This is a genomic window from Streptomyces sp. NPDC043876 (assembly GCF_056435825.1).
Genome location: NZ_JBWKDV010000002.1, coordinates 336,577 through 362,289 on the forward strand (window position 1 = coordinate 336,577; position 25,713 = coordinate 362,289).

Below are 25,713 nucleotides of genomic sequence, written 5' to 3' on the forward strand. Positions count from 1 at the left end.
GAACACCCATCCCAGGAGGAGACACCAGTGGCCGTCATGGACCGCGTCCGTACCGCTTCGAACGCCTCGGAGAACCGGCGGGGCGCGGCCGGGAAGGGCGCCGCCGGACTCGGCGTGCTGCTCGCCCTGACCGCCACGGTCGTCTGGTCCGGCAGCTTCGTCGCCACCCGGGACATGGCGGGCTCCGTCCCGCCCGTCCAGGCCGTCTTCTGGCGCTGGATCATCGCGATCCTCGCCGTCGCCCCCTTCGCCGCGCGCCAGGCCTGGCGGCAGCGGGCCCTGATCCGCCGCCACCTCGGCTACCTCGCGCTCGCCTCGCTGCTCGGCATCGCGCTGTACAACACCCTCGTCCACCAGGCCGGACTCACCACCCCGGCCGGCACCATGGGCATGATCATGGCGGCCTCCCCGGTCGTCATGGCCGTCTACTCCCGCATCGGCGGCGAGAAGCTGGGCGTGCGCCGGACCGGCGGCATGCTGCTCGCCGCCTTCGGCGTGCTGCTCCTCGTCGGCGACGGCTCGCTCGGCTTCGACTTCACCGCCGGTGACCTGTGGATGTTCGGTGCCGCGCTGTCCTTCGCCTCGTACAGCGCGCTGCTGCGCCGCAAGCCGGCCGAGATCGGCGGCCCGGCCTTCCTGCTGACCACCTTCGTCCTCGGCGCCCTGATGCTCGCCCCGGTCTACGCCGTCTCCGTCCGCGCCCAGGGCGGCTTCGAGGTCGCCGCCGGCACGGTCGGCCCGCTCCTCTACGTCGGGATCTTCTCCTCCGCCGTCGCCTTCTTCGCCTGGAACAAGGCCGTCTCGATGATCGGCGCGGCCCGCGCGGGCGTCGTCTACTACCTCCAGCCGGTCTTCGTCGCGGTCCTCGGCTTCCTCCTCATCGGCGAGGAGACCAGCCTGACGAAGCTGCTGTGCATGGGCCTGATCCTGGGCGGTGTGACGCTGGGTGCCCGCCGGTAGGTTCGGTGCCATGCACGACTGGGACATCAAGAAGCTGCGGATCCTGCGGACCCTCGCCGAACGGGGGACCGTGACCGCGACGGCCGAGGCGCTGATGATGACGCCCTCGGCCGTTTCGCAGCAGCTGACCAACCTCGCCCGGCAGCTGGGCGTGGTCCTGCTGGAGGCGCAGGGGCGCCGGGTCCGGCTCACGGACGCCGCGCACCTGGTGCTGCGGCACACCGAGGCGGTCTTCGCCCAGTTGGAACGGGCCGACGCCGAGCTGGCCGGGTACCTGGCCGGGGAAGCGGGCGAGGTGCGGGTGGGCGCCTTCTCCACCGCCGTTCCGGCGCTCGTGGTTCCGGCCGTCGCCGCGCTGCGGGCCAGCCACCCGGGGATCGAGGTCCGGGTGCGGGAGGCCGAGGCGGCGGAGGCGTACGAGCTGCTCTCCGCCGGGTCGGTGGACCTGGCCCTGTCCCTGGCGGCCCACGCGCCCACCGCCCGCGACGCGCGGTTCACCCGGATCCCGCTCTTCGCGGACCCGCTGGACGTGGCGCTCCCGGCGGACCACCCGCTGGCCGGCGCGCCGGGGCTGCGGCTCGCGGACCTCTCCGGCGAACGGTGGATCTTCGGCGGCAGCGGGCCCTGGTCGGAGATCACCCGGACCGCGTGCGAGGGGGCGGGCTTCGTCCCGGAACAGGCGCACTCGGCCGCCGGGTGGACCGCGATCCTGGCCATGGTCGAGGCGGGGATGGGTGTGGCGCTGGTGCCGCGGATGGCGGTGACGGGGCGGGTGTACCGGGTCGCGGTGCGGGTGCTGGAGGCGGACCGGCCGGCCCGGCACGTCATCGCCGCGCTGCGGCGGGGGGCGGAGGCCGGGCCGGCGGTGGCCCGCGTCCTGTCCGCCCTCCGCACCGCCGCCCCCACCTGACCCCCGGGCTCCGCCCGGACCCGCGCCTCAAACGCCGGCGGGGCTGGGTGTGCCGCCCTGAGGCCGGAAAGTCAGCCTGCCCCGAGTCTGCGGACCGCCGCCGGGGCGGGGAATTCAGCCTGCCCGGCGTTTGAGGGCCCGCCGGAGGCAAGCACGAGCGGCCGCGGGCCGCCGTCCCGGGCTCTGCCCGGACCCGCGCCTCAAACGCCGGCGGGGCTGGAGGTGCTGCTCCGGGGGCCGGAAATGCAGCCTGCACCGAGTCTGCGGACCGCCGCCGGGGCGGGAAATTCAGCCTGCCCGGCGTTTGAGGGCCCGCCGGAGGCGAGGGCGGGCCGCCGCGGAGGGTCGTCCCGGGTTCTGCCCGGGCCCGCGCCTCGAACGCCGGCGGGGCTGGAGGTGCCGCCCCTGGGGGCGGAGATTCAGCCTGCCGGCGTTCGAGGGCGCGGCGGCGGCCGGGTTACGCGGCCGCCGCGTCGGCCGACTGGGCGCGGAGGGCGCGTTCCACGCCCGCGCGGGACTCCGAGACCAGCCGCCGCAGCGCCGCGTTCGGCTCGGCCTCGGCCAGCCACGCGTCCGTCGCGTCCAGCGTCCGCTGGGAGACGAGGAGCGCCGGGTACAGGCCCACCGCGACCTGCTGCGCGATCTCGTGGCTGCGGGTGTCCCACACGCCCTTGACCGCCGCGAAGTACTTCTCGGCGTACGGCGCCAGCAGCTCCCGCTGGTCCGTCTGCACGAAGCCGCCGATCACGGCCTCCTGCACGGCGTTCGGCAGGTCGCCGAACTCCACGACCGAGGCCCAGGCCTCGGCCTTCGCCTCGGCGGTCGGCCGCGCCGCACGGGCGGTCGCCGCGTGGCGCTCGCCCGCCGCCGTCTTGTCCCGCTCCAGCTCCGCCGCGATGGCCGCCTCGCCGACCACGCCCGTCGCAACCAGCCGCTCCAGGAACGACCAGCGCAGCTCGGTGTCCACGGCCAGGCCCTTGATCTCCGCCGTGCCCTCCAGCAGCGCCGCCAGGAAGGTCAGCTGGCCCTCGGTGCGGGCCGTCGCCGCGAAGGCGCGGGCCCAGGCGAGCTGGTGGTCGCTGCCCGGGGCGGCCGCGCGCAGGTGCTCCAGGGTGGCCTCGGTCCAGGCCGTCAGGCCCTCCTCGCGCCAGGCCGGGGCGGCGTACAGGTCGATGGCCAGCTTCACCTGGCGGTGCAGCGACTGCACCACGCCGATGTCCGACTCCTTGCCGATGCCCGACAGGACGAGGGCGAGGTAGTCGCGGGTGGCCAGTTCGCCGTCCCGCGTCATGTCCCAGGCGGCGGACCAGCACAGCGCGCGCGGCAGCGAGGCCTCGAAGTCGCCGATGTGCGCGGTGACCGTGGCCAGCGAACGCTCGTCGAGGCGGACCTTGGCGTACGACAGGTCGTCGTCGTTGAGCAGGATGACGTCGGGGCGCCGCTGGCCGACCAGCTCCGGTACGTCCGTCAGCTCGGCGGCGGCGACGTCCAGCTCGACCCGGTGCTCGCGCCGCAGCCGTCCGCTGGCCCGGTCGATCGAGTAGAAGCCGACCGCGATCCGGTGCGGACGCAGGACCGGCTCGCCCTTGGCGCCCGCGGGCAGCGCCGGGGCCTCCTGGCGGACGGCGAAGGCGGTGATGACCCCGTCCCCGTCGGTCTCGACGTGCGGGCGCAGGATGTTGATGCCGGCCGTTTCCAGCCATGCCTTCGACCAGGCGGTCAGGTCGCGGCCGGAGGTCTCCTCCAGGGCGCCCAGCAGGTCGGACAGGCGCGTGTTGCCGAAGGCGTGCGCCTTGAAGTACGCCTGCACGCCCTTGAAGAACTCGTCCATGCCGACATAGGCGACGAGCTGCTTGAGGACCGAGGCGCCCTTGGCGTAGGTGATCCCGTCGAAGTTGACGAGGACGTCGTCCAGGTCATTGATCTCGGCCATGATCGGGTGCGTCGAGGGCAGCTGGTCCTGCCGGTACGCCCAGGTCTTCATGGAGTTCGCGAAGGACGTCCAGGCGTGCGGCCACTTCGAGTCCTCGGCGTAGGCCTGGCAGGCGATCGAGGTGTAGGTCGCGAACGACTCGTTCAGCCACAGGTCGTTCCACCACTCCATGGTGACCAGGTCGCCGAACCACATGTGCGCCAGCTCGTGCAGGATCGTCTCGGCGCGCAGCTCGTACGCCGCGTCCGTCACCTTCGAGCGGAAGATGTACTGGTCGCGGATGGTGACCGCGCCCGCGTTCTCCATCGCGCCCGCGTTGAACTCCGGCACGAAGAGCTGGTCGTACTTGGCGAAGGGGTAGCCGTAGGCGAACTTCTCCTGGAACCACCGGAAGCCCTGGCGGGTCACGTCGAAGATCGCGTCCGCGTCGAGGAACTCCGCGAGCGAGGGGCGGCAGTAGATACCGAGCGGGACGGACTGGCCGTCCGGGCCCTCGTACGAGCTGTGGACGGCGTGGTACGGGCCGACGATCAGCGCGGTGATGTAGGTGGAGATCCGCGGTGTCGGCTCGAAGCGCCAGACGTTGTCCTCGACGTCCGCGGGCGCCGGGGTCGGGGAGTTCGAGATCACGGTCCAGCCCTCGGGGGCCGTCACGGTGAACCGGAAGGTTGCCTTCAGGTCGGGCTGCTCGAAGCTCGCGAAGACGCGGCGCGCGTCGGGCACCTCGAACTGGGTGTACAGGTAGGTCTGCTCGTCGACCGGGTCGACGAAGCGGTGCAGGCCCTCGCCGGTGTTGGTGTAGGCGCAGTCGGCGACGACGCGCAGCTCGTTGGGCCCGGCCGCCAGACCGGCCAGCGCGATCCGGGAGTCCGCGAACACGGACGCGACGTCCAGCGGGGTGCCGTTCAGCACGACCTCGGTCACGGCCGGGGCGACCAGGTCGATGAAGGTCTCCGCGCCGGCCTCCGACGCCTCGAAGCGCACGGTGGTCGCGGACCGGAAGGTGCCGCCCTCCCGTGCGCCGCTCAGATCGAGATCGATCTCGTACGAGTCGACGGTCAGCAGCTTCGCGCGCTGCTGCGCCTCTTCACGGGTCAGATTCGTGCCAGGCACGCGGCATCTCCTTTGATGGTGACGTTGCCCGGCCATCCTTCCATGCGGTACGCGTCACCGCGTCGGAGTAATCCACGGGCGAAATCGGCCGAGGACCGGCGCACGGGAGGGCGGCGCCACGGCGGCGCCGCCCTCCGGGTGTGCGCGCGGGGTCAGCCGCGGAGCTCCTCGGCGACCAGTTCCGCGATCTGGACCGCGTTCAGCGCGGCGCCCTTGCGGAGGTTGTCGTTGGAGAGGAAGAGGGCGAGGCCGTTGTCGGCGGTCTCGTCCACGCGGATGCGGCCGATGTACGAGGCGTCCTTGCCGGCCGCCTGGAGGGGGGTCGGGATCTCGGAGAGCTCGACGCCCGGGGCGTCCGCCAGCAGCTCGTAGGCGCGCTCGACGCTCAGCGGACGCTCGAAGCGGAGGTTGACCTGGAGGGAGTGGCCGGAGAAGACCGGGACGCGGACGCAGGTGCCCGAGACCTTGAGGCCGGGGATCTCCAGGATCTTGCGGGACTCGTTGCGGAGCTTCTGCTCCTCGTCGGTCTCGAAGGAGCCGTCGTCGACGATCGAGCCCGCGAGCGGGACCACGTTGAAGGCGATGGGGCGCTGGTAGACGCCCGGCTCGGGGAAGTCGACGGCCCCGCCGTCGTGGACCAGCCCGGCGGCGCCCTCGGCGACGGCCCTGACCTGGCCGTCCAGCTCGGCGACACCGGCCAGGCCGGAACCGGACACGGCCTGGTAGGTCGTGGCGATCAGCGCGGTCAGACCGGCCTCGTCGTGCAGCGGGCGCAGCACGGGCATGGCGGCCATGGTGGTGCAGTTCGGGTTGGCGATGATGCCCTTGGGACGGTTCGCGATCGCGTGCGGGTTGACCTCGGAGACCACGAGCGGGACCTCGGGGTCGCGGCGCCAGGCGGAGGAGTTGTCGATGACCACGGCGCCCTGGGAGGCGACCTTCTCGGCCAGCGCCTTGGACGTGGATCCGCCTGCCGAGAACAGCACGATGTCCAGGCCGGAGTAGTCGGCCGCGGAGGCGTCCTCGATGGTGATCTCGCGGCCCTCCCACTCCACGACGGTGCCCGCGGACCGGGCAGAGGCGAACAGCCGCAGCTCGTCCACCGGGAACTTCCGCTCGGCGAGGATGCCGCGCATGACTCCGCCGACCTGTCCGGTGGCTCCGACGATTCCGACCCTCACGGTGACTCCTCTTGTCCGTACGACGCGGGCGCGCGTGAGGCCATCATGCGTTCGACCCCACGAGCCTTGTCCAATCCATTGTCCGAGGAACGGACGGTGTCCGGACGGCGCACGGCTGCGGCGGGCCGCGGGAGCGCCCCGGCGGCGGGCGGGGGCCCGGGGAACACGGGGAAGGGGCGGCGCTCCGAGAGCGCCGCCCCTTCCGTCATGCCGTGATCCGGTCGACCGCTACGGGAGGACCTTCTCGATCTGCACGCTGCCGGTGCCCGCGGCGGTGCCGCGGCCGTTGAGCAGCTGGACCTGGCCGAAGAACTGACGGCCCTCGGGGGCCGCGCTGCTGACCAGGACGTTCGCCGAGACGTTCGCCGAAGCGCCGTTGGCGAGGTTGACGGCCGCGGCCTCGTCGACCTGGACGGAGCCCAGACCGGCCGAGAAGTACACGTCGCGGTAGTCGTAGGTGGTGGAGCCGGACGGAACGGCGTAACCGGTGACGATCACCGTGTAGGTGCCGACGGCCGGGTTGGCCAGGCTGACGGACTCCTCGGAGTCGCCGTCGGCGGACGAGGCGACCTTGACACCATTGAGCTGGACCTCGAGGTCCAGGTCGGCGGCGGTGTCGGAGACGTTGCCGATGCCGATGTCCAGGCGCGAGACGCCCTCGCCGATGGTCACGGTCGAGGTCTGGACCTCACCGTTGGCGATGGTCGGCTTGGCGACCTTCGCGGAACCGAGCTGGCCGCCCTTGAGCTTGCCGCCGGTGATGGCCGCGCCCTCGTTCTTGACGGTCCACTGGACCTGCGAGGGGGTGCCCAGCTTGACCTCGGGGAGCACCTTGACCGCCGGGTCGAAGGCCGCGCCCAGGACGCTGACGTCCAGCTTGAACGGGTTGTCGAGCAGCGGCGACGTGCGGCGCGCCTCGACCTCGATCTCCCAGACGCCCGGCGTCGGGGCCGCGTACGACCGCAGGTCGGGGCGGCAGGTGTTCGCCGGGTTGTCGTAGTTCGGGTAGCACTGGGTGGTCGCGCTGTCCTCGACGCCCACGCCGTACGGGTGGATCGAGATGAAGCGCGTCTGGCTGCCCGCCGTGAGACCGCCGAGCGCGACCTCCAGCGTCTTGGCGCCCTGCGGCACGGTGACGAAGTACGACTTGGTGCTGTTGCGCTGCACCGAAGAGGTGTCGGAGAGGCCGAAGGACGGCTTCGCCAGCGGGGCCGCCGTGATGACGGTCGTCATGATCTGCTTGTCGATGCCCTCGGTGGTGGCGTCGTCCAGCTGCAGGATGCCGCTGTGCGCACCGGCCGTCTTCGCGTTGGCCTCGACCTTGATGGTGACGGGCTTGTTCAGCGGCAGGGTGACGTAGTCGTAGCCGCCGACCACCTTGAAGGTGCCGTCGTTGTTGCGCCAGGTCAGGTCGTGGCGGGTGCCGTACTTGACGCCGGTGGTGCGGGTGACGACGACGTCGTAGACCTTCTTCTGGCCGACCTTGAGGCCGCCCTCGCGGTCGTAGAGGCCGGTGCCGAAGCCCGGGGTCTTCAGGAACTGGTCGATCGCGGTGTCGACCGGGGCCTTGACGGCGAAGTCGTTGGCCTTGGGACCGCGCTGGATGGACTCCCACGCGCCCTTGACGTCGATCAGACCGGCGCCCTGGTCGATCGCGGAGGCTCCGTCGATCTTCTTCGCGGTGCTGGTGAGCGCGATGCGCAGGCTCGCCGGGGTCAGCGCGAGGTGCTGCTGCTTGGCGGCCGAGATCAGCAGGGCGCTGGCGCCCGTCGCCTGCGGCGAGGACATCGAGGTGCCCTGCAGCATCGAGTAACCGGCCGGCAGGGTGTAGCCGGCCTCCTTCACCGGGGAGCCGGGCAGCCAGGTCTGGGTGGTGTTGATGGCCGCGCCCGGGGCGGTGATGGTCGGCGTCAGGCCGCCGTCCTCACGCGGACCGCGCGAGGAGAACGGGAAGAGCGCGTACTTCTTGGTCACGCCGGAGCCGTAGTTGGCGGCCCAGGTCTCCTTGGAGACCGCGGCGCCCACGCTGACGACCTTGTCGGCGAGGCCGGGGTCACCGATGGTGTTGACGCCCGGGCCCTCGTTGCCCGCCGAGATGACGAGCTGGACGCCGTAGGTGTCGATCAGGCGGCCGTACAGCTCGGAGCGCGCGTTGTTGCCGTCGTTCAGCGCCGGCAGGCCGCCGATGGACATGTTGACGATGTCCACGTGGCGGTTGACGACGAGGTCGATCATGCCCTCGGTCAGCGCGATGTTGGTGCAGCCGCCGGACCAGGAGCAGGCGCGGGAGGAGACGAGCTTGGCGCCCGGGGCCTCACCGTTCATCTTGCCGCCGAACAGGCTGTTCGCCGCGGTGATGCCCGCGACGTGGGTGCCGTGCTCGGACTCGATGATGCCGATGTTGACGAAGTCGGCCTTCTTGCCGACCCAGTCCCCGCCGTACGGGTCCATCGGGACGTCCTTGCGGATCTCGATGGTGAACGGGATCCGCTCGGCGACGTCGGTCGACGGGTTGTCGGTGCCGAAGTAGCCGACCTGGTAGCCGTCCTTGTACGGCTTCATCGGCTCGTTGTCCGTGAAGTCGCCGTTCTGGTCGGTGTCCACGCGGACGGTGCCGGCCACCGGGTCGTACAGCATGCCGAACTTGTCGGTGGTGTCGCCGTCGCGGTTGACGTCGCCCTTCATGTCACCGGCGGCGGTGATCGACTCGCTGAAGCGGCTCCACTGGAAGGAGCCCTCGGGGGCCTTCCAGCTCTGGCCGCCCGCGGTGAAGGTGCCGCCGGCGGCGGTGACCGGGGTGATCTGCGGACGCCAGGTCGCGTCGTTGTCCGCGATCGGGTCGGTCGCCGTCACCCAGTCGACGATCTTGCGCTCGCCGGTGGTGGTCTTCTGGAGCGCCGGGTGGCCGAGGTCGACGCCGGAGTCCAGGATGCCGATGGTCACGCCGCGGCCGTCGGCCTGCGGGTTCTGCTGCACGAAGTCGACCGCGCCCGTCTCGAAGGACGGGTTGTACGGGTTCTTCGCGGGGGTGTCCTTGCCGGGCCCCGGGTAGGTCTCGGCGGCCGTCTTGCGCGCCGCCGCGTTCTCCTGCTTGGCGTCGGGGCGCGGGTCCGGCAGCTCGATCTCGTGCCGCAGGTCGATGCCGTGCACGGCCGACAGCTTGGCGGCGGCCTTGAGGGCCGCGTCCGCCTTGTCGGTGGGCAGCGTGGCGCGCACGTAGCCGAGCTTGTCGTACGTCTGGCCCACGGAGGCGCCCTGTACGGCGTCCAGCTGCTGGGCCACCTGCTTGGTCTCGCCGGGGGCGGTCGCCACCATCACGGTGACGGTCTTCTCGCCCTTGGCCTGGGCCTGCTGCAGGAGTTCGGCGTCGGCGGAACCGAGCTTCTGGTCCGCGGACTTGACCGCTGCGGAAGCGGCCGGGTCGACGGTGCCACCCGCAGCGAACACGGGCACCGCGCCGGTGGCCGCGAGGGCGGCCACCAGGCCCGCGGCGGCCGCGACGCGTGCCACGCGTCGCGAGCCGGATATGGGGCCGGGGGATTCGAGGGTCATCAGCATCCCTGGGTAGTGAAAGAAACGGTCCGGATTTCGGTGCCGGATGACCGGTCAGCTTGGTGCACGTGACCGCTCTTTGGGGAGGGTTGTCATTGACCGTGACCTGTCATGGCGGATATTCGCCACCACGGGGTATGCGCCATCGGGCTCATAGGCGGGCAGACCCGCACCAACCGAGGCCGGTGAAGAGGCGATTTGTAGACTCGCTGACCGGATGTCAGCGCATGGCGGCGGCCCGGCCGCGGCCCGGGTGTGACAGTTTCCGGGCTTCTAGCGCACGCGCGTGCGCGCGGGGTGGCGCGGGGCCTGCGCCCGGTTTCCGCAGGCGCCCTTCGCGCACCAGCGCCGGGTGCCGCCCCGCGAGGCGTCGAAGAAGCGCAGGGTGCAGTCCTCCCCGGCGCAGCTACGGATCCGCCCGGGCGCGGTGGCCAGCAGGTCGAGGTAGCCGCGGGCGGCCGTCCAGGCCGGACCCCAGGCCGGGTCGGCGAACTCGGCCCGCTCGCCGGGCCCCTGGGCGGTGAGCGTGACCCGGATCCGGCCGTTTTCCAGCACCGCGTCGACGAGCGCGCGCGCCCCCTCGTCGGCGGGGTCGGCGACCGCGCGGGCCAGTGCCTCGCGCGCGGTCAGCAGGTGGATCAGGGTCGGGGCGTCCGCCCGGAAGCGGTCGTCGAGCCCGGTCGACCGCAGCCAGAGGGCCACGCCCTCCACCCGGGTCAGCCCGGCGGCTCCGGCCCCGGCGAAGAGGTCCACAGGCACCCCGTCCCGCGTCCAGCGGGTGTTCAGCAGGTCCAGGGCGATCGGTTCCCCGGTCAGCGGCCGCGGGTCCGTCGTCGTCATGCCTGCTCCAGGGGCCGAGCGGGGCGCCGTACCGTCCGCCGCGCCCATCCCCTCAAGCGTACGTGAGCGGCCGGCCCGCTCGGGATCACCGCGGCAGGACCACGAGGTAGGCGGCAGGCTCGCGGTCGGCCGCCGCCGTCAGGGCGGTCCGGACCACCGCGGCCTGCTGCTCGGCGTGGTCGCGCAGCTTGCGCGGGGTGAGGTGCAGGACGGTCACCCCGAGCCGCTCCAGGGCGTCCCGCTTGCGCGCGCACTGCGACCACTCCTCGTCCTCGCCCTGGCGCGGGGCCCGGGTGTCCAGCTCCACCGCGACCGCCTGGTCGGGCCAGTAGGCGTCCACTCCGCCGAGGTGCGGGCCGCCGGGGACCCGCAGGTCCACGTTCCACAGCGGCTCGGGCAGGCCGTGCAGGCGCACCAGGTCGTACAGCCGGTCCTCGGCGATGGCCCGCCCCTCCGCCAGGAGCGACTCGACGGCGTCCACCACGTGCGGACGGCTCAGCAGCCGGCCCACCGTCAGCTCCCGTACCAGAGCGGCCGGTTCGCAGTGGCCGCCGCGCACCGCCTCGCTCAGCAGGCGGCGCACGGTCTGCGCGTCCGAGAGCTGCGCGACGGCGTCGGCCACCGCGCGGGCCACGGGCGCCACCGGGAGCCCGGTGACCTCCTGGGGGCGGGGCGGGACCTGCGCGCGGACCACCCGGGCGCAGCCGGTGGAGCGGAGCCTGCGGGTGCCGGGGACCAGGACGTCGATCTGCGGCAGCGCGAGCAGGGTGGGGGCGGAGGTGAACCGGTACAGGGCGAGTGCGGCCAGCCCCGTGATCATGACCTCCCCGCCGCGGCGGCCCGCGTACAGCAGCGCCGCGTGCAGCCGCTCCTCGCTGGTCGCGGGCCCCGAGTGGAGCAGGAAGACCCCGGGCAGGATCTGCTGCCAGGGCCGCCCGGCGGCGTCGGAGGCGGTGACGCCGTGCTCGCGGAGCTCTGCGAGGGTCAGGACGCGGGGGCGGCTGCCGGTGAGGTGCCGGAGGGGGAGGGGCGTGTCGTGGTTCATGAGCCGGGGATTCCGCATCCGGCCGCCCCGCTAACCGCTGTTACACGCTCGTCGACAAACCGGGACAAGCCCGGGCTAAAGTACGGGCGTTCGAGTGTCGATAGGGGCGCCGTGCCGCCGGCGGTCCCCGGAGCCCTTGTGGCTGGCGCCCGGGGCGCGGCTGTTGCCTCCGGCGGCGCCTCAAACGCCGGCGGGGCTGGAATTGCCGCTGAGCGGCAAACCAGCCCCGCGGCAGTGGCCGTATTCAGCCCCGCCGGCGTTTGAGGCGCGGGGTCCGGGGCGGAGCCCCGGGGTGCCTCAGCGGGCCGTGGCCGCCGCGTCGCAGCGCTGCCCGCGCAGCGCCCTGGCCAGGTCGTCACGCGACTCCAGCACCAGCCTGCGCAGCGCCGGAGCCGCTTCGGCATGCCCCGCCAGCCACGCGTCCGCCGCGGCCAGCGTCGGCTCGGGGTCCTGGAGGGCGGGGAAGAGCCCGCGGACCACGTCCATGCCGATCTGGATCGACCGCTCGCTCCACACCCGCTCGATCGCGTCGAAGTAGCGCTGCGCGTACGGCGCCAGCAGCTCCCGCTGCGAGGACTGCTGCATCCCCGCGATCGTCGCCTCCACCAGCGCGTTCGACAGCGCGTCCGACTCCACCACCACGGCCCACGCCTGCGCCTTGACGGCCTGCGACGGCCGCGCCGCCAGGCAGCGCACCTGGTGCCGCTTGCCCGACGCCGTGTCGTCCCGCGCCAGCTCGGCAGCCAGGACGCCCTCGTCCACCGCGCCGTGCGCGCTCAGCGGCAGCAGGAAGTCCCAGCGCAGCTCCTGGTCCACCTCCAGCCCGTCGATCCGGGCGCTGCCGTCGAGCAGGCCCAGCAGCAGCTGGAAGTCGCCCTCGGTCGCGGCGCCCGCCGCGAAGAAGCGGGCCCAGGTCAGCTGGTGCTCCGAACCCGGCTCGGCGCGGCGCAGTTCGCGCAGCGCGCCCGCCGCCAGCTCGCGGCCGCCCTGCTCGCGCCACTCGGGCGCGCCGTAGTGGGTGACCGCGCTCTGCGCCTGCGCGTGCAGCATCTGGAGCACGCCGACGTCCGTCTCCCGGCCCGCGTGGGCCAGGACCAGCGCGAGGAAGTCCCGGGCGGGCATCAGCGCGTCGCGCGTCAGGTTCCACAGCGCGGACCAGCACAGCGCGCGCGCCAGCGGGTCCGTCAGCTCGCCCAGGTGGGCGCGCAGCGTGGCCAGCGAGCCCTCGTCGAAGCGGATCTTGCAGTAGGTCAGGTCGTCGTCGTTGACCAGGACCAGGTCGGGCCGCTCGGCGCCCGCCAGCTCCGGGACCACCGTGCGCGCGCCCGCGACGTCGGCCTCGGTGCGCGCGTAGCGGACCAGGGCGCCGTCCTGCAACCGGTAGAGGCCGACGGCCACCCGGTGCGGCCGCAGCTCGTCGCCCTCCTGGAGCACGGCGAGTTCGGTGATCCGCCCGTCGGCGTCGTGGGTCACCAGCGGGGTCAGCGCGTTCACGCCGGCCGTCTGGAGCCAGGCCCGCGACCATTCGGCCATGTCCCGCCCGGACACCTCGGCCAGGACCGACAGCAGGTCGTCCAGGGTGGTGTTCCCGTACGCGTTGGCCTTGAAGTAGCGGCGCGCGCCGTCGAGGAACGCGTCCCGGCCGACGTAGGCGACGAGCTGCTTGAGGACGGCCGCGCCCTTGGCGTAGGTGATGCCGTCGAAGTTGAGCTTCGCGTCCTCCAGGTCACGGATGTCGGCCGTGATCGGGTGGGTGGAGGGCAGCTGGTCGGCGCGGTAGGCCCAGGCCTTGCGGTTGTTGGCGAAGGTGACCCAGCCGTTGTCGAAGCGGGTCGCCTCGACCATCGAGAAGGAGCCCATGAAGTCCGCGAAGGACTCCTTCAGCCACAGGTCGTCCCACCACTTCATGGTGACCAGGTCGCCGAACCACATGTGGGCCATCTCGTGCAGGATGACGTTCGCGCGCCGCTCGTAGGAGGCCTTGGTGACCTTGCCGCGGAAGATGTACTCCTCGCGGAAGGTCACCATCCCCGGGTTCTCCATGGCGCCCAGGTTGTACTCCGGCACGAAGGCCTGGTCGTACTTGCCGAAGGGGTACGGGTAGTCGAAGTGCTCGTGGAAGAAGTCGAACCCCTGCTTGGTGACCAGGAAGACGTCGTCCGCGTCGAAGTGCTTGGCCAGCGTCTTGCGGCACATCGCGCCGAGCGGGATCGTCAGGTCACCGCGCGTGTAGGTGTCCGTGACGTAGTGGTAGGGGCCCGCGACCACGCAGGTGATGTACGTCGAGATCGGCGCGGTCTCGGCGAAGCGGCGAGTGTCCCCCTCGCGGGACTCCTCCACGCCGTTGCTCCAGACCTGCCAGCCCTCGGGCGCCGTCACCTCGAAGCGGTACGGGGCCTTCAGGTCGGGCTGTTCGAAGTTCGCGTACACCCGCCGGGCGTCGGCGGGCTCGTACTGGGTGTAGAGGTAGACCTCGCCGTCCTCCGGGTCGACGAAGCGGTGCATGCCCTCGCCGGTCCGGCTGTAGGCGCAGTTCGCGTCCACGACCAGGACGTTGTCGCCGGCCAGGTCCGCCAGCGCGATCCGCGAGCCGTCGAACACGGCGGCGACGTCGAGGGCGGCGCCGTTGAGGGTGACCGCGTTCACGGAGGGGGCGATCAGGTCCGCGAAGGTGGCGGCGCCGGGGACCGCGGAGCGGAAGCGGATCGTCGTCACCGAGCGGAAGGTCCGTGGCCCCTCGGCCGGTTCGTTCTCGTCCACGGCGGACCGGAGGTCGAGGACCACCTCGTACCCCTGGACGGACAGCAGCTCGGCCCGCTCGCGGGCCTCGTCGCGGGACAGGTTTTCACCGGACACGGGCACTCCTTCGTGCGTGTTCACGTTTTCGGTTCGAATCCTCCCACGGGGAATGCGCCGGACCGCCGGGCGGTTGGCGTCCGTGGGCGTGCACCTCGGTGCGCCCCCGATGTGCCCCCCCGAGTCCCGTCGCCGCGAGGAGAGTCATGCCCGACACCCAGGTGCCCGAGAAGACCCCGGTCGATTTCTGGTTCGACCCGCTGTGCCCCTGGGCCTGGATGACCTCCCGCTGGATGCTGGAGGTCGAGAAGGTCCGTGACATCGAGGTGCGCTGGCACGTCATGAGCCTCGCGGTGCTGAACGAGAACAAGCTGGAGGAGCTGCCGGAGCGCTACCGCGACCTGCTCGGCCCCAAGGGCCTGGAGCCGGTCCGCGTGGTCGTCGCGGCCCAGCAGAAGCACGGCAGCGAGGTCACCGGCAAGCTGTACACGGCGCTGGGCACCCGCTTCCACAACGAGGACCAGGGCGCCGGCCGCGAGACCATCGCCGCCGCCCTCGCCGACGTCGGCCTGCCGGCCGAGCTGATCGAGTACGCCGACTCCGACGAGTACGACGAGATCCTGCGGGCCTCGCACAACAACGGCATAGACCGGGTCGGCCAGGAGGTCGGCACCCCGGTGATCTCGGTGCCCGGCGCCGACGGCGAGGACGTGGCCTTCTTCGGCCCGGTCGTCACCCCGGCCCCGCGCGGCGAGGCCGCGGCCCGGCTGTGGGACGGCACCCTGCTGGTGGCCTCCACGCCCGGTTTCTTCGAGATCAAGCGGACCCGTACCGTCGGTCCGAACTTCGCGTAGCGGCGCACGCGGAAGGCCCCCGCGAGTCACGTCCTCGCGGGGGCCTTCCGGTGGAAACGCCCGCACGTGAAGGGTGAGAAGACGATCACGAGGCGGGCGGCTCGGTGGCCGCTCAGCCCTGGGCGGGGATCAGCAGCGGGGTGTTCGCCTTGGCGTCGGCGTAGCGCTTGGCCACGTCCTGCCAGTTGACGACCTTCCACATGGCCTCGATGAAGTCCACCTTCTGGTTCTTGTACTGCAGGTAGAAGGCGTGCTCCCAGGCGTCGAAGACCAGGACCGGCACCGAGGCCTGGCCGACGTTGCCCTGGTGGTCGTAGACCTGCTCGACGATCAGACGGCCGCTGAGGGGCTCGTACGCGAGCACGCCCCAGCCGGAGCCCTGCGTCGCGGAGGCCGCGAAGGTGAGCTGCTTGCGGAACTTCTCGAACGAGCCGAAGGACGCGGTGATGGCGTCCGCGAGGTCGCCGAGGCCGTCCTTCTCGTCCGGGACGCCGCCGCCCTCGTCCGTCTTCGGGTTCGCCATGTTGTGCCAGTAGATGCTGTGCAGGATGTGGCCGGAGAGGTGGAACGCGAGGTTCTTCTCCAGGCCGTTCAGCGCGCCCCAGTTCTCCTTGTCGCGCGCCTCCTCCAGCTGCTCCAGCGTGGTGTTGGCGCCCGCGACGTAGGCGGCGTGGTGCTTGTCGTGGTGCAGCTCGATGATCTGCGGGTTGATCACCGGTTCCAGTGCCGCGTAGTCGTACGGCAGCTCGGGAAGCGTGTAGATGGCCATGCGGGTATCCGGTCCCCTCAGTGTCTTATTGCAACACATGCGCAACTGCACGCTAGCAGTATCTGTTTGCCCGGGCAGCTAAGGGTCCCCTGGCTCCGGCGCGCCCCGGGTACGCCGGAGGCCGGGTCCGCGACCTGCGCGGACCCGGCCTCCGGGGTGGTGCGTGAAGGGTCGTTACGCCGCCGTGCGCGCCGCCGCCGCGCGCTGGCGGACGTACCCGGTGACCGCGAGGGCGACCGCGAGCCCGCCGGTGAACAGGACCTGGACCCGGGTGTCCTCGCCCGCCGCCATCAGGGCCAGGACCCCGGCCACCCCGGCCAGGGACACCCAGGTGAGGTACGGGAAGCCCCACATCCGCACGACGAGCTTCCCGGGATCCTCGCGCTCGGTCCGGCGGCGCAGGACGAACTGGGAGACGGCGATGAAGCCCCAGACCACCAGGACCACGCCGCCGACCATGTTCAGCAGCCACGCGAACAGGGTCTCGGGGTACCAGTAGGACAGCAGCACGGTCACGAAGCCGAAGCCCGAGGAGGCCAGGACCGCGCGGCGCGGCACCCCGCGGGTGAGCCTGCCCAGCGCGCGGGGGCCCTGTCCGCGCGAGACCAGGGAGTGGGCCATGCGCGAGGAGCCGTAGATGTTGGCGTTCATCGCGGACAGCAGCGCGATCAGGATGACCACGTTCATGACCTCGCCGGCGGCCGGGATGCCCAGCCGGTTCAGGGTGGCCGCGTACGGGCCCTCGCCGGTGACGGCCGGGTCGTGCCACGGCAGCAGCGTCACGATCACCAGCATCGAGCCGACGTAGACGACCGCGATCCGCCACATGGTGGTCTTCACGGCCTTGGCGACGCCGCGGACGGGGTCCTCGGACTCGGCGGCGGCGATGGTCACCGTCTCCAGCCCGCCGTAAGCGACGACCGAGGCCAGCAGGCCGACGAGCAGCCCGTCCGTCCCGTTGGGCAGGAAGCCGCCGTCGTGCAGCAGGTTCGCCGCGCCGGGGGAGGAGGTGCCGGGCAGCAGGCCGAGGACGGCCAGCACGCCCAGGCCCAGGAACAGGGCGATCGCGGCGATCTTCAGTGCGGCAAACCAGAACTCGAACTCGCCGAAGTGCGAGACGGCGCCCAGGTTCGCGCCGCAGAACACCGCCATGAAGATCAGCACCCACATCCACGAGGGGGTGCCCGGCAGCCAGCCCGTCACGATGTGCGCCGCGCCGATGGCCTCGATGGCCACGCCGACGCACAGCAGGATCCAGAACATCCAGCCCGCGGTGAAACCGGCCCACGGGCCGATCGCGCGTTCGGCGTGCACGGAGAAGGAGCCGGAGGCGGGGTTCGCGGCGGACATCTCGCCGAGCATCCGCATCACGAACATCACGAGCAGCCCGGACGCCGCGTAGGCGAGCACGATCGAGGGACCGGCGGCCGCGATGCCCGCGCCCGAGCCCACGAAGAGGCCGGCTCCGATGACCCCGCCGAGGGCGATCATCGAGAGGTGGCGCTGCTTGAGGCCGTTGCCGAGGGGGGATCCGGGGCCGTCCCCGGGCGCCGGGCCCTGCTGCTGGTGCTCGGAAGGGGTGGCGGTGCGCTGGCTCATGGAGGTGTGCCTGTCCGGTGTGCGGGTGGACGGGGTGCGGCGCACCAGTCTGCCTACCGTCCGATTACCGGACGTTTCCCGTCCAGCATGCGGACGACTCCTTCACGCGAAGTGATCATCCGCCCGCGGGGGAGGACCGCAGTTCCCGGACCCACGCCACCAGCAGCACCACCACCGCCGCGCCGCCCGACCACAGCAGCTGCGGCCGCGCCGCATCGTCGAACAGCATCAGCACCAGCACCGCCGCCATTCCCGCCAGCGCCACCCACGTCAGATACGGGAAGCACCACATCCGCAGCGTCAGCCGCTCCGGCATCTCCCGCTCGATCCGGCGCCGCAGCCTCAGCTGCGAGACCGCGATCAGCGCCCACACGAACAGCAGCACCGCGCCGACCGCGTTGAGCATGTAGAGGAAGACCGTGTCGGGCCACAGCAGGTTCAGCAGCACCGATACGAAGCCGAAGGCCACCGACGCGAACACCGCGCGCCGCGGCACCCCGCCGCCCGACACCTTCAGCAGCGCCCCGGGCGCCTCGCCGCGCTCGGCCAGCGAGAAGACCATCCGCGAGGACCCGTACAGGTTCGCGTTCAGCGCGGACAGCAGCGCCACGAAGACCACGATGTTCATGATCTGCCCGGCCCCCGGGATGCCGATCGAGTCCAGGACGGCCACGTAGGGGCTCGCGCCCGCCTTCATCGAGTCCCAGGGCAGCAGGGTCACGATGACCAGCATCGAGCCGATGTAGAAGAAGAGGATGCGCCACACCGCGCTGCGCACCGCGCGCGCCACCGAGCGGGCCGGGTCGTCGGACTCGGCCGCGGCGATGGTGACGACCTCCAGGCCGCCGAAGGCGAAGACGACGGCGAGCATGCCCGCGACCACCCCGCCGAGGCCGTTGGGGGCGAATCCGCCCCGGCCGGTCAGATTCGCCGCGCCGACCGGATCGGTGTCCGGCAGCACGCCGAAGATCGCCAGGGTGGAGAGCACCAGGAACAGCACGATGGCGCCGACCTTGAGGGTCGCGAACCAGAACTCGAACTCGCCGAAGTTCCGCACGGCCGCCAGGTTGCTCGCGGTGAACACCACCATGAAGATCAGCACCCACGCCCACTGGGCGATCCCCGGCACCCAGCCGTTCGCGATCTTCGCCGCGCCGGTCGCCTCCACCGCGAGGACCACCACCAGCAGGAACCAGTACAGCCAGCCGACCGAGAAGCCGGCCCAGCGGCCCAGCGCCCGCTCCGCGTGCACCGAGAACGACCCGGACGCGGGCAGGGCGGCCGACATCTCGCCCAGCATCCGCATCACCAGCAGCGCGAGGGTGCCCGCGAGCAGGTAGGAGACGACGATCGCGGGCCCGGCGATGGTGATGCCCGCGCCCGAGCCGACGAAGAGCCCGGCGCCGATCACGCCGCCCAGGCCCAGCATCGTCAGGTGGCGCTGCTTGAGCCCGTGACCCAGGGGTTCCGGCTCCGGAGCGAGTTCCGGCAGGGGTGCTTGTGACATTTCCACAGTCTCCCCGAGCGGGACGCGGCGACGCAAAACGCCTGACCGACGGCCAAAGCGCCGGGTGACCCAGGTCACTTCGGCCCCGCGGCGGGATGCGGGGAGCCCTTTCGTTGTGGAATCCCCACCACGCGGGGGATCACCGCTTTGTCTCCGCGCGACGCCGGACAGCCCGCCGGCCGGGACTAACGTCGCCTTGTCCGGCCCGTCCGGCCACCCCGTCCCGTGATCGCCCCGCGCGACCCGACCTCCGCCCCGCCCTTCAGCACCCGACCCTCCGGAGTCCCGATGAGCACCGCTTCCGTCCCGACGACCGCCGCCTTCCGGCCCGGTGCCGTCCTCGCCGACCTGCTGCCCGCGAGCCGGGTCCGCGACATCGCGCTCGTCGTGGGCGGCGCCGCGCTGACCGGCCTCGCCGCGCAGATCGCCGTACCGGTCCCCGGCTCGCCGGTCCCGGTCACCGGGCAGACCTTCGCCGCCCTGCTCGTCGGCACCGCCTTCGGCGCCCGCCGCGGCTTCCTCGCGCTCGCCCTCTACGCCCTGGCCGGCGCGGCCGGGATGCCCTGGTTCGCCCAGGGCACCTCGGGCGCGAGCGGGGCCTCCTTCGGCTACGTGCTCGGCATGCTGCTCGCCGCCACCCTGGCCGGAGCCCTCGCGCGCCGCGGCGCCGACCGCTCGGTGGTCCGTACCGCCCTGACGATGGCGGCGGGCTCCGCGGTCATCTACGCGGTGGGCGTCCCGTACCTGGCCCTGTCCACCGGGATGTCGTCGGGCGCGGCCGTCGCCGCGGGCCTGACCCCGTTCCTGATCGGCGACGCGCTCAAGGCGCTCCTCGCCATGGGGCTGCTCCCGGCCGCCTGGAAGCTGGCCGGCCGCGGCTGACCCCACCGCGACGCACGGCGGCCCCGGACCACGCGCGTGGTCCGGGGCCGCCGTGTTCCTCCGTACGGTCAGGCGCGCGCGGCGTTCCTGCGGCGGACGAAGTCCAGCACCGTGCCGATGACCATCACGATGGCGGCGACCAGCGTCGAGAGCAGGACCACCTCGCGGTTGTCGTCGTCGAAGAGCATGTAGACGAGGACGAAGCTGATCATCGCGGCGGTCAGCCAGGTCAGGTACGGGAAGAACCACATCTTCACCGTCAGCTTGTCCGGCGCCTCGCGGAGCAGGATCGCGCGCATCCGCAGCTGGGTGAAGCAGATCGCCAGCCAGACGAAGAGCGCGATGGCCCCGGAGGAGTTCAGCAGGAAGCTGAAGACCGTGTCCTTGAAGGCGTAGTTGAAGTAGACGGCGACGAAGCCGAAGACCACGGAGCCCAGGATCGCGGCGACCGGCACGCCGTTCTTGGAGACCTTCGCGAAGGCTTTGGGGGCGTCGCCGCGCTCGCCCAGCGAGAACGCCATGCGGGACGCGGTGTAGAGGCCCGAGTTCAGGCAGGACAGCACGGCCGTCAGCACGATCACGTTCATGATCTGGCCCGCGTGCGCGATGCCGATCGAGTCGAGGGCGGCGACGTACGAGCCCTTCTCGGTGATCGACTTGTCGTTCCACGGCAGCAGGGTCAGCACGATGAAGATCGAGCCGAGGTAGAAGATGCCGATGCGCCAGATCACCGAGTTGGTGGCCTTGGTGACCGCGCGGCGCGGGTCCTCGGACTCACCGGCGGCCAGGGTGACGATCTCGCTGCCCATGAAGGAGAAGACGACCATCAGGACGCCGGTCAGGATCGACCCGACCCCGTTGGGCATGAACCCGCCGGTGTCCGTGAGGTGCGCGAAGCCCGCGCCCGGGTTGTCCGAGCCCGGCAGCACGCCGAAGACGGCCAGCAGGCCGACGATCACGAAGCCGCCGATGGCGACGACCTTGATGCCCGCGAACCAGAACTCGAACTCGCCGTACGAGGCGACCGAGCCGAGGTTGGTGACCGTCAGCACGACCATCACGATCAGCGCCCAGGCCCACTGCGGGACGGCCGGGACCCAGCCTTCCAGGATGTTCGCGCCCGCGGTGGCCTCGACGGCCAGGACGACGACCCAGAAGAACCAGTACAGCCAGCCGATGGAGAAGCCGGCCCAGCGGCCGAGCGCCCGGTCGGCGTAGGCGGAGAAGGATCCGGAGTTCGGGCTGGCCGCGGCCATCTCGCCGAGCATCCGCATCACGAAGACCACCATCGCGCCGACCAGCGCGTAGGAGATCAGGATGGCGGGACCGGCCTTGGCGATGCCGCCGCCGGAACCGACGAAGAGGCCGGCGCCGATGACGCCGCCAATGGCGATCATGGACAGGTGCCGGTTCTTGAGACCGGCCTTCAGACCGTCGGAGGGCTGGGTGCCATCGGGTTCACCGGTGGGGCCGCCTGACTTCTGAAGGGTCGTCGTGGAGCTCATGGACGAATCCTTAGGTTCTCGGGTTGCGAGTTCCGGCATTCAAACCCGGGATGAACGTAAGACGGAAGACCTGAATCCGGATCGTGTCCGTAGGACGAACCTCCGGGACCAAGGTCCCGAACCGCTGCACCCCGCCCCAACTGCGTCCTTTGGGTTTACTTGAGCTTTAGAAGTGACTTACGCGACATCGCCCCGGCACCCCTTGCGTGCCGCCCGGGCCCCTCGTGTCACACTCGTGCCCATGCGCGTCTACCTCGGCTCCGACCATGCCGGCTACGAACTGAAGAACCACCTCGTCGAGTGGCTGGGGGCCCAGGGCCACGAGGCCGTCGACTGCGGTCCCCACATCTACGACGCCCAGGACGACTACCCGCCGTTCTGCCTGCGCGCCGCGGAGAAGACCGCCGCGGACCCGCAGAGCCTCGGCATCGTCATCGGCGGCTCCGGCAACGGCGAGGCCATCGCCGCGAACAAGGTCAAGGGCGTCCGCGCCGCGCTGGCCTGGAGCGAGCAGACCGCCGCCCTCGGCCGCGAGCACAACAACGCCAACGTCCTCTCCATCGGCGGCCGCATGCACACGGTGGAGGAGTCGACCAAGTTCGTCGAGATCTTCCTCGCCACGCCGTACTCCGACGAGGAGCGTCACACCCGCCGGATCGAGATGCTCTCCGCCTACGAGACCACCGGTGAGCTGCCCCCGATCCCGGCGCACCACCCGCAGGGCTGACACCCCCGCCCCGCACACGAGACGTACGACGGCGGCGCCGGGACCCCCGGCGCCGCCGTCGCGTCCGCACGCGACGGGCCCCGACCGCACCAGGAGCAGCGCCGTGCCCGAGGGGCATACGATCCACCGCCTCGCCCAGGACCACGCCGAACGGTTCGCCGGCCGGCCGCTGCGCGTCAGCAGCCCCCAGGGCCGCTTCGCCGAGAGCGCCGCCCTGCTCGACGGCCGCGAGCTCGACACGGCCGAGGCCCACGGCAAACACCTCTTCCTCGGCTTCGACGGCCCCGCCGGGGACTGGATCCACATCCACCTCGGCCTCTTCGGGAAGTACGGCTTCGGCCCCGTCCCCGCCCCGCCCGCCACGGACACCGTGCGTCTGCGCCTCGTCGGCCGGGAGCACTACGCCGACCTGCGCGGCCCCACCACCTGCGCGCTGATCACCGGCGCCGAGAAGCAGGCGATACACGAGCGCCTCGGCCCGGACCCGCTGCGCCCCGCCGACGACCCCGACCGGGCCTGGGCGCGGATCTCCCGCTCCCGCACCACGATCGCCGCCCTCCTGATGGACCAGAAGGTCGTCGCGGGCGTCGGCAACGTCTACCGCGCCGAGGTCCTCTTCCGGCACGGCATCGACCCCTACCGGCCCGGCCGGGACCTCACGCGCGCCGAATGGGACGCGATGTGGCACGACCTCGCCGCGCTGATGCGCGAGGGGGTCCGACTGAACCGCATCGACACCGTCCGCCCCGAACACACCCCCGAGGCCATGGGCCGCCCGCCGCGCGTGGACGACCACGGCGGCGAGGTCTACGTGTACCGCCGCGCGCACCTGCCCTGCCTGCTGTGCGGCGGCGAGATCCGCACCGCCGGCCTCGCCGCCCGCAACCTCTTCTGGTGCCCGGGCTGCCAGCCCCGCTGAACCGCGCCGGCCTAGAACCCGTGCGGGAGCCAGGGCGCCAGGTCCGAGGTGAAGGCCCGGGAGGCCTCCTGGAGGGCGCCCGGGCGCAGTTCGGTGACCAGGCCCGCGCCCGCCAGCGACGCGAGGGTGACCCCGCCCAGGTACGCCGAGCCCAGCTCCGCCACCGACAGGGCCAGCTCCGCCGGATCCTCCGTGCGCACGCAGGACGCCCCCTTCGCGTCGCCGGTCAGCCGCCAGCGCCCCGCGTTCCACGGGCAGAAGGTGTCCGCCACCTCGAAGACCACGTCCACCGGAGCCCCGTACGTCCGGGCCTCCAGCGCCGCCCCCAGCTCCACCAGGCGCAGGTGCAGCGCGTCCCGGGTGCGCGGCTGGGTCCGGCGCACGTCACTGACCAGGTGCAGCAGCGGATCGTCCACCGGCCGCTTGCGCGCCCGTACCGTCCAGGTCAGGTCGATCCCGAACACGTACGCCCACAGCGCCCCGTACGCCGCCGGGTCCAGCGCGTCGAGGTCCTCGACCTCCACCACCCCGGCCGAGCCGCTCAGTTCCCAGCCCGGCCGCACCCGGTAGCGGGCGTACCCCACTACGCGCCCGTCCGCTTCCCGCTCGGCCAGCACGCACTTCAGCGGGGACCGGCCCGCACGCCCCGACGCCGGATCGAGCAGCGCCTGCCGCTCCCAGCCGGGCTGACGCGCCGTCATGCCCGGTCGTCGCGGCACCAGTTCCGCGTACACCGCCTCGCACGCGGTCAGCGCCTTCTGCGGATCCACCAGGCGCAGCCGCACGCCGTCCGCCCCCGGCGGCAGCCGCAGCCGGACCCGGCTGGTGTCGATGTCCACGGCGAGCGAGTACGCCGCGGTGCCGTAGCCGAACCGCCCGTAGATCGCCGGATCCGACGCCGTCAGCACGGCGACCGGCTCGCCACCCGCCCGGATGTCGTCGAGTTGGCGCCGCATCAGCGCGGTGAGCAGACCCCGGCGCCGGTGCGTCGGCGTCACGCCGACCATGGTCACGCCCGCGGCGGGCACCAGCGCCCCGCCGGGCACCGTGACCCGGAAGGTGAAGGCGCCGGCCGAGGCCACGCAGGTGTCCCCGTCCCAGACCCCCAGCGAACGCTCCGCCTCGGTCAGGGACTTGTAGAGTTCACGCTCTTCCTCCTCCTCCGGCACACCGCCGAACGCCAGTTCCAGATGGTCGTACCAGGCATCCCACTCTTCGGGCCGCAGCACCCTCGTCTCATGAGCCATGGGGCCATCCCTATCAGGGCAATCCATCCTGGTCGACCCGTTTTGGTCCGGAAATCTCCATGCGGTCCGGGGGTACCCCTGCGCGCTCACAGTCAGGATGGATAGGGTCCCGGAACAATGGGCGGAGCACGGATGGAAACCCTCACGGCACGGCTGCGGAAGACCTCGCACCGGGCCCGCACCGCGCTGCGCAAATCCGCCGTCGACTACTTCCGCGGGGACGCCTCCGACTGGCTCGCCTTCGGCGGCCTGCTCCTCACCGTCCCGGCCATCACCTGGGGCACCCTCCTGCTGCCCGTCTGGTTCTCGCCGTCGGCCCTCGTCCTGCCCATCGTCGCGGGCGGACTACTGCTGCGCCCCGCCAGTTTGCTCGCCCTCTACGCCGCCGCCGCGACCGCGCTGATCGTCGAGGCGCTGGCCCTCGGTCCCTACACCGAAGGCCCCGCCCGGGTCACTCCCGGCACCATCCTCGTCGTCGCCGCCTGCGGGTTCTTCGGCCTGGTCATCGCCCAGTTCCGCAGCCGCGTCGGCGTGCCCTGGAGACGCGGCGGCACCATGCTCTTCGACCTGCGCGAACGCATCCGGGTGCAGAGCAAGCTGCCCGCCCTGCCGCGCGGCTGGCACCGCGAGATGGCCCTGCGCCCCGCGGGCGGCCAGTCCTTCTCCGGCGACTTCGTGGTCGCCGCCCGGACCAACGGCGGCCGCACCCTCGAAGTCGTCCTGACCGACGTCTCCGGCAAGGGCATGGACGCGGGCTCCCGCGCCCTGCTCCTCTCCGGCGCCTTCGGCGGACTGCTCGGCTCGCTGCCCCCGCGGGACTTCCTGCCCGCCGCCAACGGCTACCTGCTGCGCCAGGACTGGGACGAAGGCTTCGCCACCTCGATCCACCTCGTCCTCGACCTGGAGACCGGGGACTACGACCTCCTCTCCGCCGGTCACCTGCCCGCCCTCCAGCTCTCCGCGGGCACCGGCCGCTGGCAGGAGAGGAGCGGCGAGGGCCCGCTCCTCGGCGTCTACGACGGAGCCACTTTCGAGGCCGCCCACGGCAACCTGCGCCGCGGCGACGTCCTGCTGCTCTTCACCGACGGCCTCGTCGAAACGGCCGACCGCGACATCAGCGAGGGCATCGACCGGCTCACCGGCGAAGCCGACCGCTACGTCACCTCCGGCTGGGAGGGCTCGACCTGGCACCTGATCGAGAAGGTCGCCAAGGACGTCAACGACGACCGCGCGCTGCTGCTGATCCGCCGCTCGCCCTGACCCTCCCGCATCCCACCGGAAGGCGCCGGGTGGGGTTTACCCCACCCCTGACCGGCCCGTTTCCACCATGGCGGGCACCGCCCCCGGCTCCGTAGCGTCAAGGTCACGAGACGC

The 25,713-nt window shown here is 72.1% G+C and carries 18 protein-coding genes; 7 read left to right on the forward strand and 11 right to left on the reverse strand.

The annotated features are described in order from the left end of the window. Positions 1-27: 27 nt before the first annotated feature. Together AC0693_RS06710 and AC0693_RS06715 are read left to right on the forward strand one after the other, a co-directional pair. Positions 28-960 carry a DMT family transporter gene (locus AC0693_RS06710; protein ID WP_478801155.1) on the forward strand — a complete coding sequence of 311 codons (933 nt, stop codon included), beginning with the start codon at positions 28-30 and terminating at the stop codon, positions 958-960. A 10-nt stretch (positions 961-970) separates the two neighbouring features. Next, positions 971-1,870 (forward strand): LysR family transcriptional regulator, encoded by a 900-nt coding sequence (locus tag AC0693_RS06715; protein WP_468463267.1) that lies wholly within the window; start codon positions 971-973, stop codon positions 1,868-1,870. A 457-nt stretch (positions 1,871-2,327) separates the two neighbouring features. Here the strand turns inward: AC0693_RS06715 and pepN (AC0693_RS06720) are convergent, their stop codons facing one another. The 6 genes from pepN (AC0693_RS06720) to pepN (AC0693_RS06745) form a co-directional block, all read right to left on the reverse strand. After that, positions 2,328-4,916 carry an aminopeptidase N gene (gene pepN / locus AC0693_RS06720; protein ID WP_478801156.1) on the reverse strand — a complete coding sequence of 863 codons (2,589 nt, stop codon included), beginning with the start codon at positions 4,914-4,916 and terminating at the stop codon, positions 2,328-2,330. Positions 4,917-5,068: 152 nt separating this feature from the next. Then, positions 5,069-6,097 (reverse strand): aspartate-semialdehyde dehydrogenase, encoded by a 1,029-nt coding sequence (locus AC0693_RS06725; RefSeq protein WP_478801157.1) that lies wholly within the window; start codon positions 6,095-6,097, stop codon positions 5,069-5,071. 228 nt (positions 6,098-6,325) lie between these two features. Next, positions 6,326-9,649 (reverse strand): S8 family serine peptidase, encoded by a 3,324-nt coding sequence (locus AC0693_RS06730; protein ID WP_478801158.1) that lies wholly within the window; start codon positions 9,647-9,649, stop codon positions 6,326-6,328. 273 nt (positions 9,650-9,922) lie between these two features. Further along, positions 9,923-10,489: a CGNR zinc finger domain-containing protein gene (locus AC0693_RS06735; protein WP_478801159.1), complete on the reverse strand. Its 567-nt coding sequence runs from the start codon at positions 10,487-10,489 to the stop codon at positions 9,923-9,925. Between the two features lie 85 nt (positions 10,490-10,574). Continuing rightward, positions 10,575-11,534, reverse strand: a complete 960-nt coding sequence (locus AC0693_RS06740; protein WP_468463270.1) for a hypothetical protein — start codon at positions 11,532-11,534, stop codon at positions 10,575-10,577. 297 nt (positions 11,535-11,831) lie between these two features. After that, positions 11,832-14,390 (reverse strand): aminopeptidase N, encoded by a 2,559-nt coding sequence (gene pepN, locus AC0693_RS06745; protein ID WP_478801160.1) that lies wholly within the window; start codon positions 14,388-14,390, stop codon positions 11,832-11,834. A gap of 146 nt (positions 14,391-14,536) precedes the next feature. Here pepN (AC0693_RS06745) and AC0693_RS06750 point away from each other — a divergent pair, with 146 nt between their 5' ends. Further along, entirely contained in the window at positions 14,537-15,184 is a 648-nt protein-coding gene (locus AC0693_RS06750; protein ID WP_356404840.1) for a mycothiol-dependent nitroreductase Rv2466c family protein, read from the forward strand. Between the two features lie 112 nt (positions 15,185-15,296). On the opposite strand, the gene AC0693_RS06755 is transcribed toward AC0693_RS06750, so the two are convergent. The 3 genes from AC0693_RS06755 to AC0693_RS06765 all read right to left on the reverse strand — a co-directional run bounded on the left by AC0693_RS06755 (position 15,297) and on the right by AC0693_RS06765 (position 19,059). Next, the gene (locus AC0693_RS06755) at positions 15,297-15,953 is read right to left on the reverse strand and encodes a superoxide dismutase (RefSeq protein ID WP_478740763.1); all 657 of its coding nucleotides are present in this window, start codon (positions 15,951-15,953) and stop codon (positions 15,297-15,299) included. Between the two features lie 174 nt (positions 15,954-16,127). Then, complete coding sequence (locus tag AC0693_RS06760) at positions 16,128-17,552, reverse strand: amino acid permease (protein WP_478740762.1); 1,425 nt, start codon at positions 17,550-17,552, stop codon at positions 16,128-16,130. A 115-nt stretch (positions 17,553-17,667) separates the two neighbouring features. Then, on the reverse strand, positions 17,668-19,059 hold the full coding sequence (locus AC0693_RS06765) for an amino acid permease (RefSeq protein WP_356415331.1): 1,392 nt from the start codon (positions 19,057-19,059) through the stop codon (positions 17,668-17,670). Between the two features lie 288 nt (positions 19,060-19,347). On the opposite strand from AC0693_RS06765, the gene AC0693_RS06770 reads away from it, so the two are divergent. Beyond that, a complete protein-coding gene (locus AC0693_RS06770; protein WP_469333814.1) occupies positions 19,348-19,941 on the forward strand; it encodes a biotin transporter BioY in 594 nt (197 codons plus the stop codon). Positions 19,942-20,009: 68 nt separating this feature from the next. Here AC0693_RS06770 and AC0693_RS06775 read toward each other — a convergent pair whose 3' ends face one another. After that, positions 20,010-21,446: an amino acid permease gene (locus AC0693_RS06775; protein ID WP_356415336.1), complete on the reverse strand. Its 1,437-nt coding sequence runs from the start codon at positions 21,444-21,446 to the stop codon at positions 20,010-20,012. Between the two features lie 241 nt (positions 21,447-21,687). On the opposite strand from AC0693_RS06775, the gene AC0693_RS06780 reads away from it, so the two are divergent. Both AC0693_RS06780 and AC0693_RS06785 read left to right on the forward strand, forming a co-directional pair. After that, entirely contained in the window at positions 21,688-22,173 is a 486-nt protein-coding gene (locus AC0693_RS06780) for a ribose-5-phosphate isomerase (protein WP_356415338.1), read from the forward strand. A 103-nt stretch (positions 22,174-22,276) separates the two neighbouring features. Continuing rightward, entirely contained in the window at positions 22,277-23,092 is an 816-nt protein-coding gene (locus AC0693_RS06785; protein ID WP_478801161.1) for an Fpg/Nei family DNA glycosylase, read from the forward strand. A gap of 11 nt (positions 23,093-23,103) precedes the next feature. On the opposite strand, the gene AC0693_RS06790 is transcribed toward AC0693_RS06785, so the two are convergent. Further along, positions 23,104-24,339 (reverse strand): GNAT family N-acetyltransferase, encoded by a 1,236-nt coding sequence (locus AC0693_RS06790; protein WP_478801162.1) that lies wholly within the window; start codon positions 24,337-24,339, stop codon positions 23,104-23,106. A gap of 132 nt (positions 24,340-24,471) precedes the next feature. Here AC0693_RS06790 and AC0693_RS06795 point away from each other — a divergent pair, with 132 nt between their 5' ends. Beyond that, positions 24,472-25,599, forward strand: a complete 1,128-nt coding sequence (locus tag AC0693_RS06795) for a SpoIIE family protein phosphatase (RefSeq protein WP_469318525.1) — start codon at positions 24,472-24,474, stop codon at positions 25,597-25,599. Positions 25,600-25,713 lie beyond the last annotated feature (114 nt).

Bases quoted from the DNA above. Each gene is read 5' to 3' on its own strand.
- AC0693_RS06790 (WP_478801162.1), bottom strand. From the start codon at position 24,339: ATGGCTCATGAGACGAGGGTGCTGCGGCCCGAAGAGTGGGATGCCTGG.
- AC0693_RS06755 (WP_478740763.1), bottom strand. From the start codon at position 15,953: ATGGCCATCTACACGCTTCCCGAGCTGCCGTACGACTACGCGGCACTG.
- AC0693_RS06760 (WP_478740762.1), bottom strand. From the start codon at position 17,552: ATGAGCCAGCGCACCGCCACCCCTTCCGAGCACCAGCAGCAGGGCCCG.
- AC0693_RS06770 (WP_469333814.1), top strand. From the start codon at position 19,348: ATGAGCACCGCTTCCGTCCCGACGACCGCCGCCTTCCGGCCCGGTGCC.
- AC0693_RS06735 (WP_478801159.1), bottom strand. From the start codon at position 10,489: ATGACGACGACGGACCCGCGGCCGCTGACCGGGGAACCGATCGCCCTG.
- AC0693_RS06765 (WP_356415331.1), bottom strand. From the start codon at position 19,059: ATGTCACAAGCACCCCTGCCGGAACTCGCTCCGGAGCCGGAACCCCTG.
- AC0693_RS06740 (WP_468463270.1), bottom strand. From the start codon at position 11,534: ATGAACCACGACACGCCCCTCCCCCTCCGGCACCTCACCGGCAGCCGC.
- AC0693_RS06750 (WP_356404840.1), top strand. From the start codon at position 14,537: ATGCCCGACACCCAGGTGCCCGAGAAGACCCCGGTCGATTTCTGGTTC.
- AC0693_RS06715 (WP_468463267.1), top strand. From the start codon at position 971: ATGCACGACTGGGACATCAAGAAGCTGCGGATCCTGCGGACCCTCGCC.
- AC0693_RS06795 (WP_469318525.1), top strand. From the start codon at position 24,472: ATGGAAACCCTCACGGCACGGCTGCGGAAGACCTCGCACCGGGCCCGC.
- AC0693_RS06780 (WP_356415338.1), top strand. From the start codon at position 21,688: ATGCGCGTCTACCTCGGCTCCGACCATGCCGGCTACGAACTGAAGAAC.
- AC0693_RS06730 (WP_478801158.1), bottom strand. From the start codon at position 9,649: ATGACCCTCGAATCCCCCGGCCCCATATCCGGCTCGCGACGCGTGGCA.
- AC0693_RS06775 (WP_356415336.1), bottom strand. From the start codon at position 21,446: ATGAGCTCCACGACGACCCTTCAGAAGTCAGGCGGCCCCACCGGTGAA.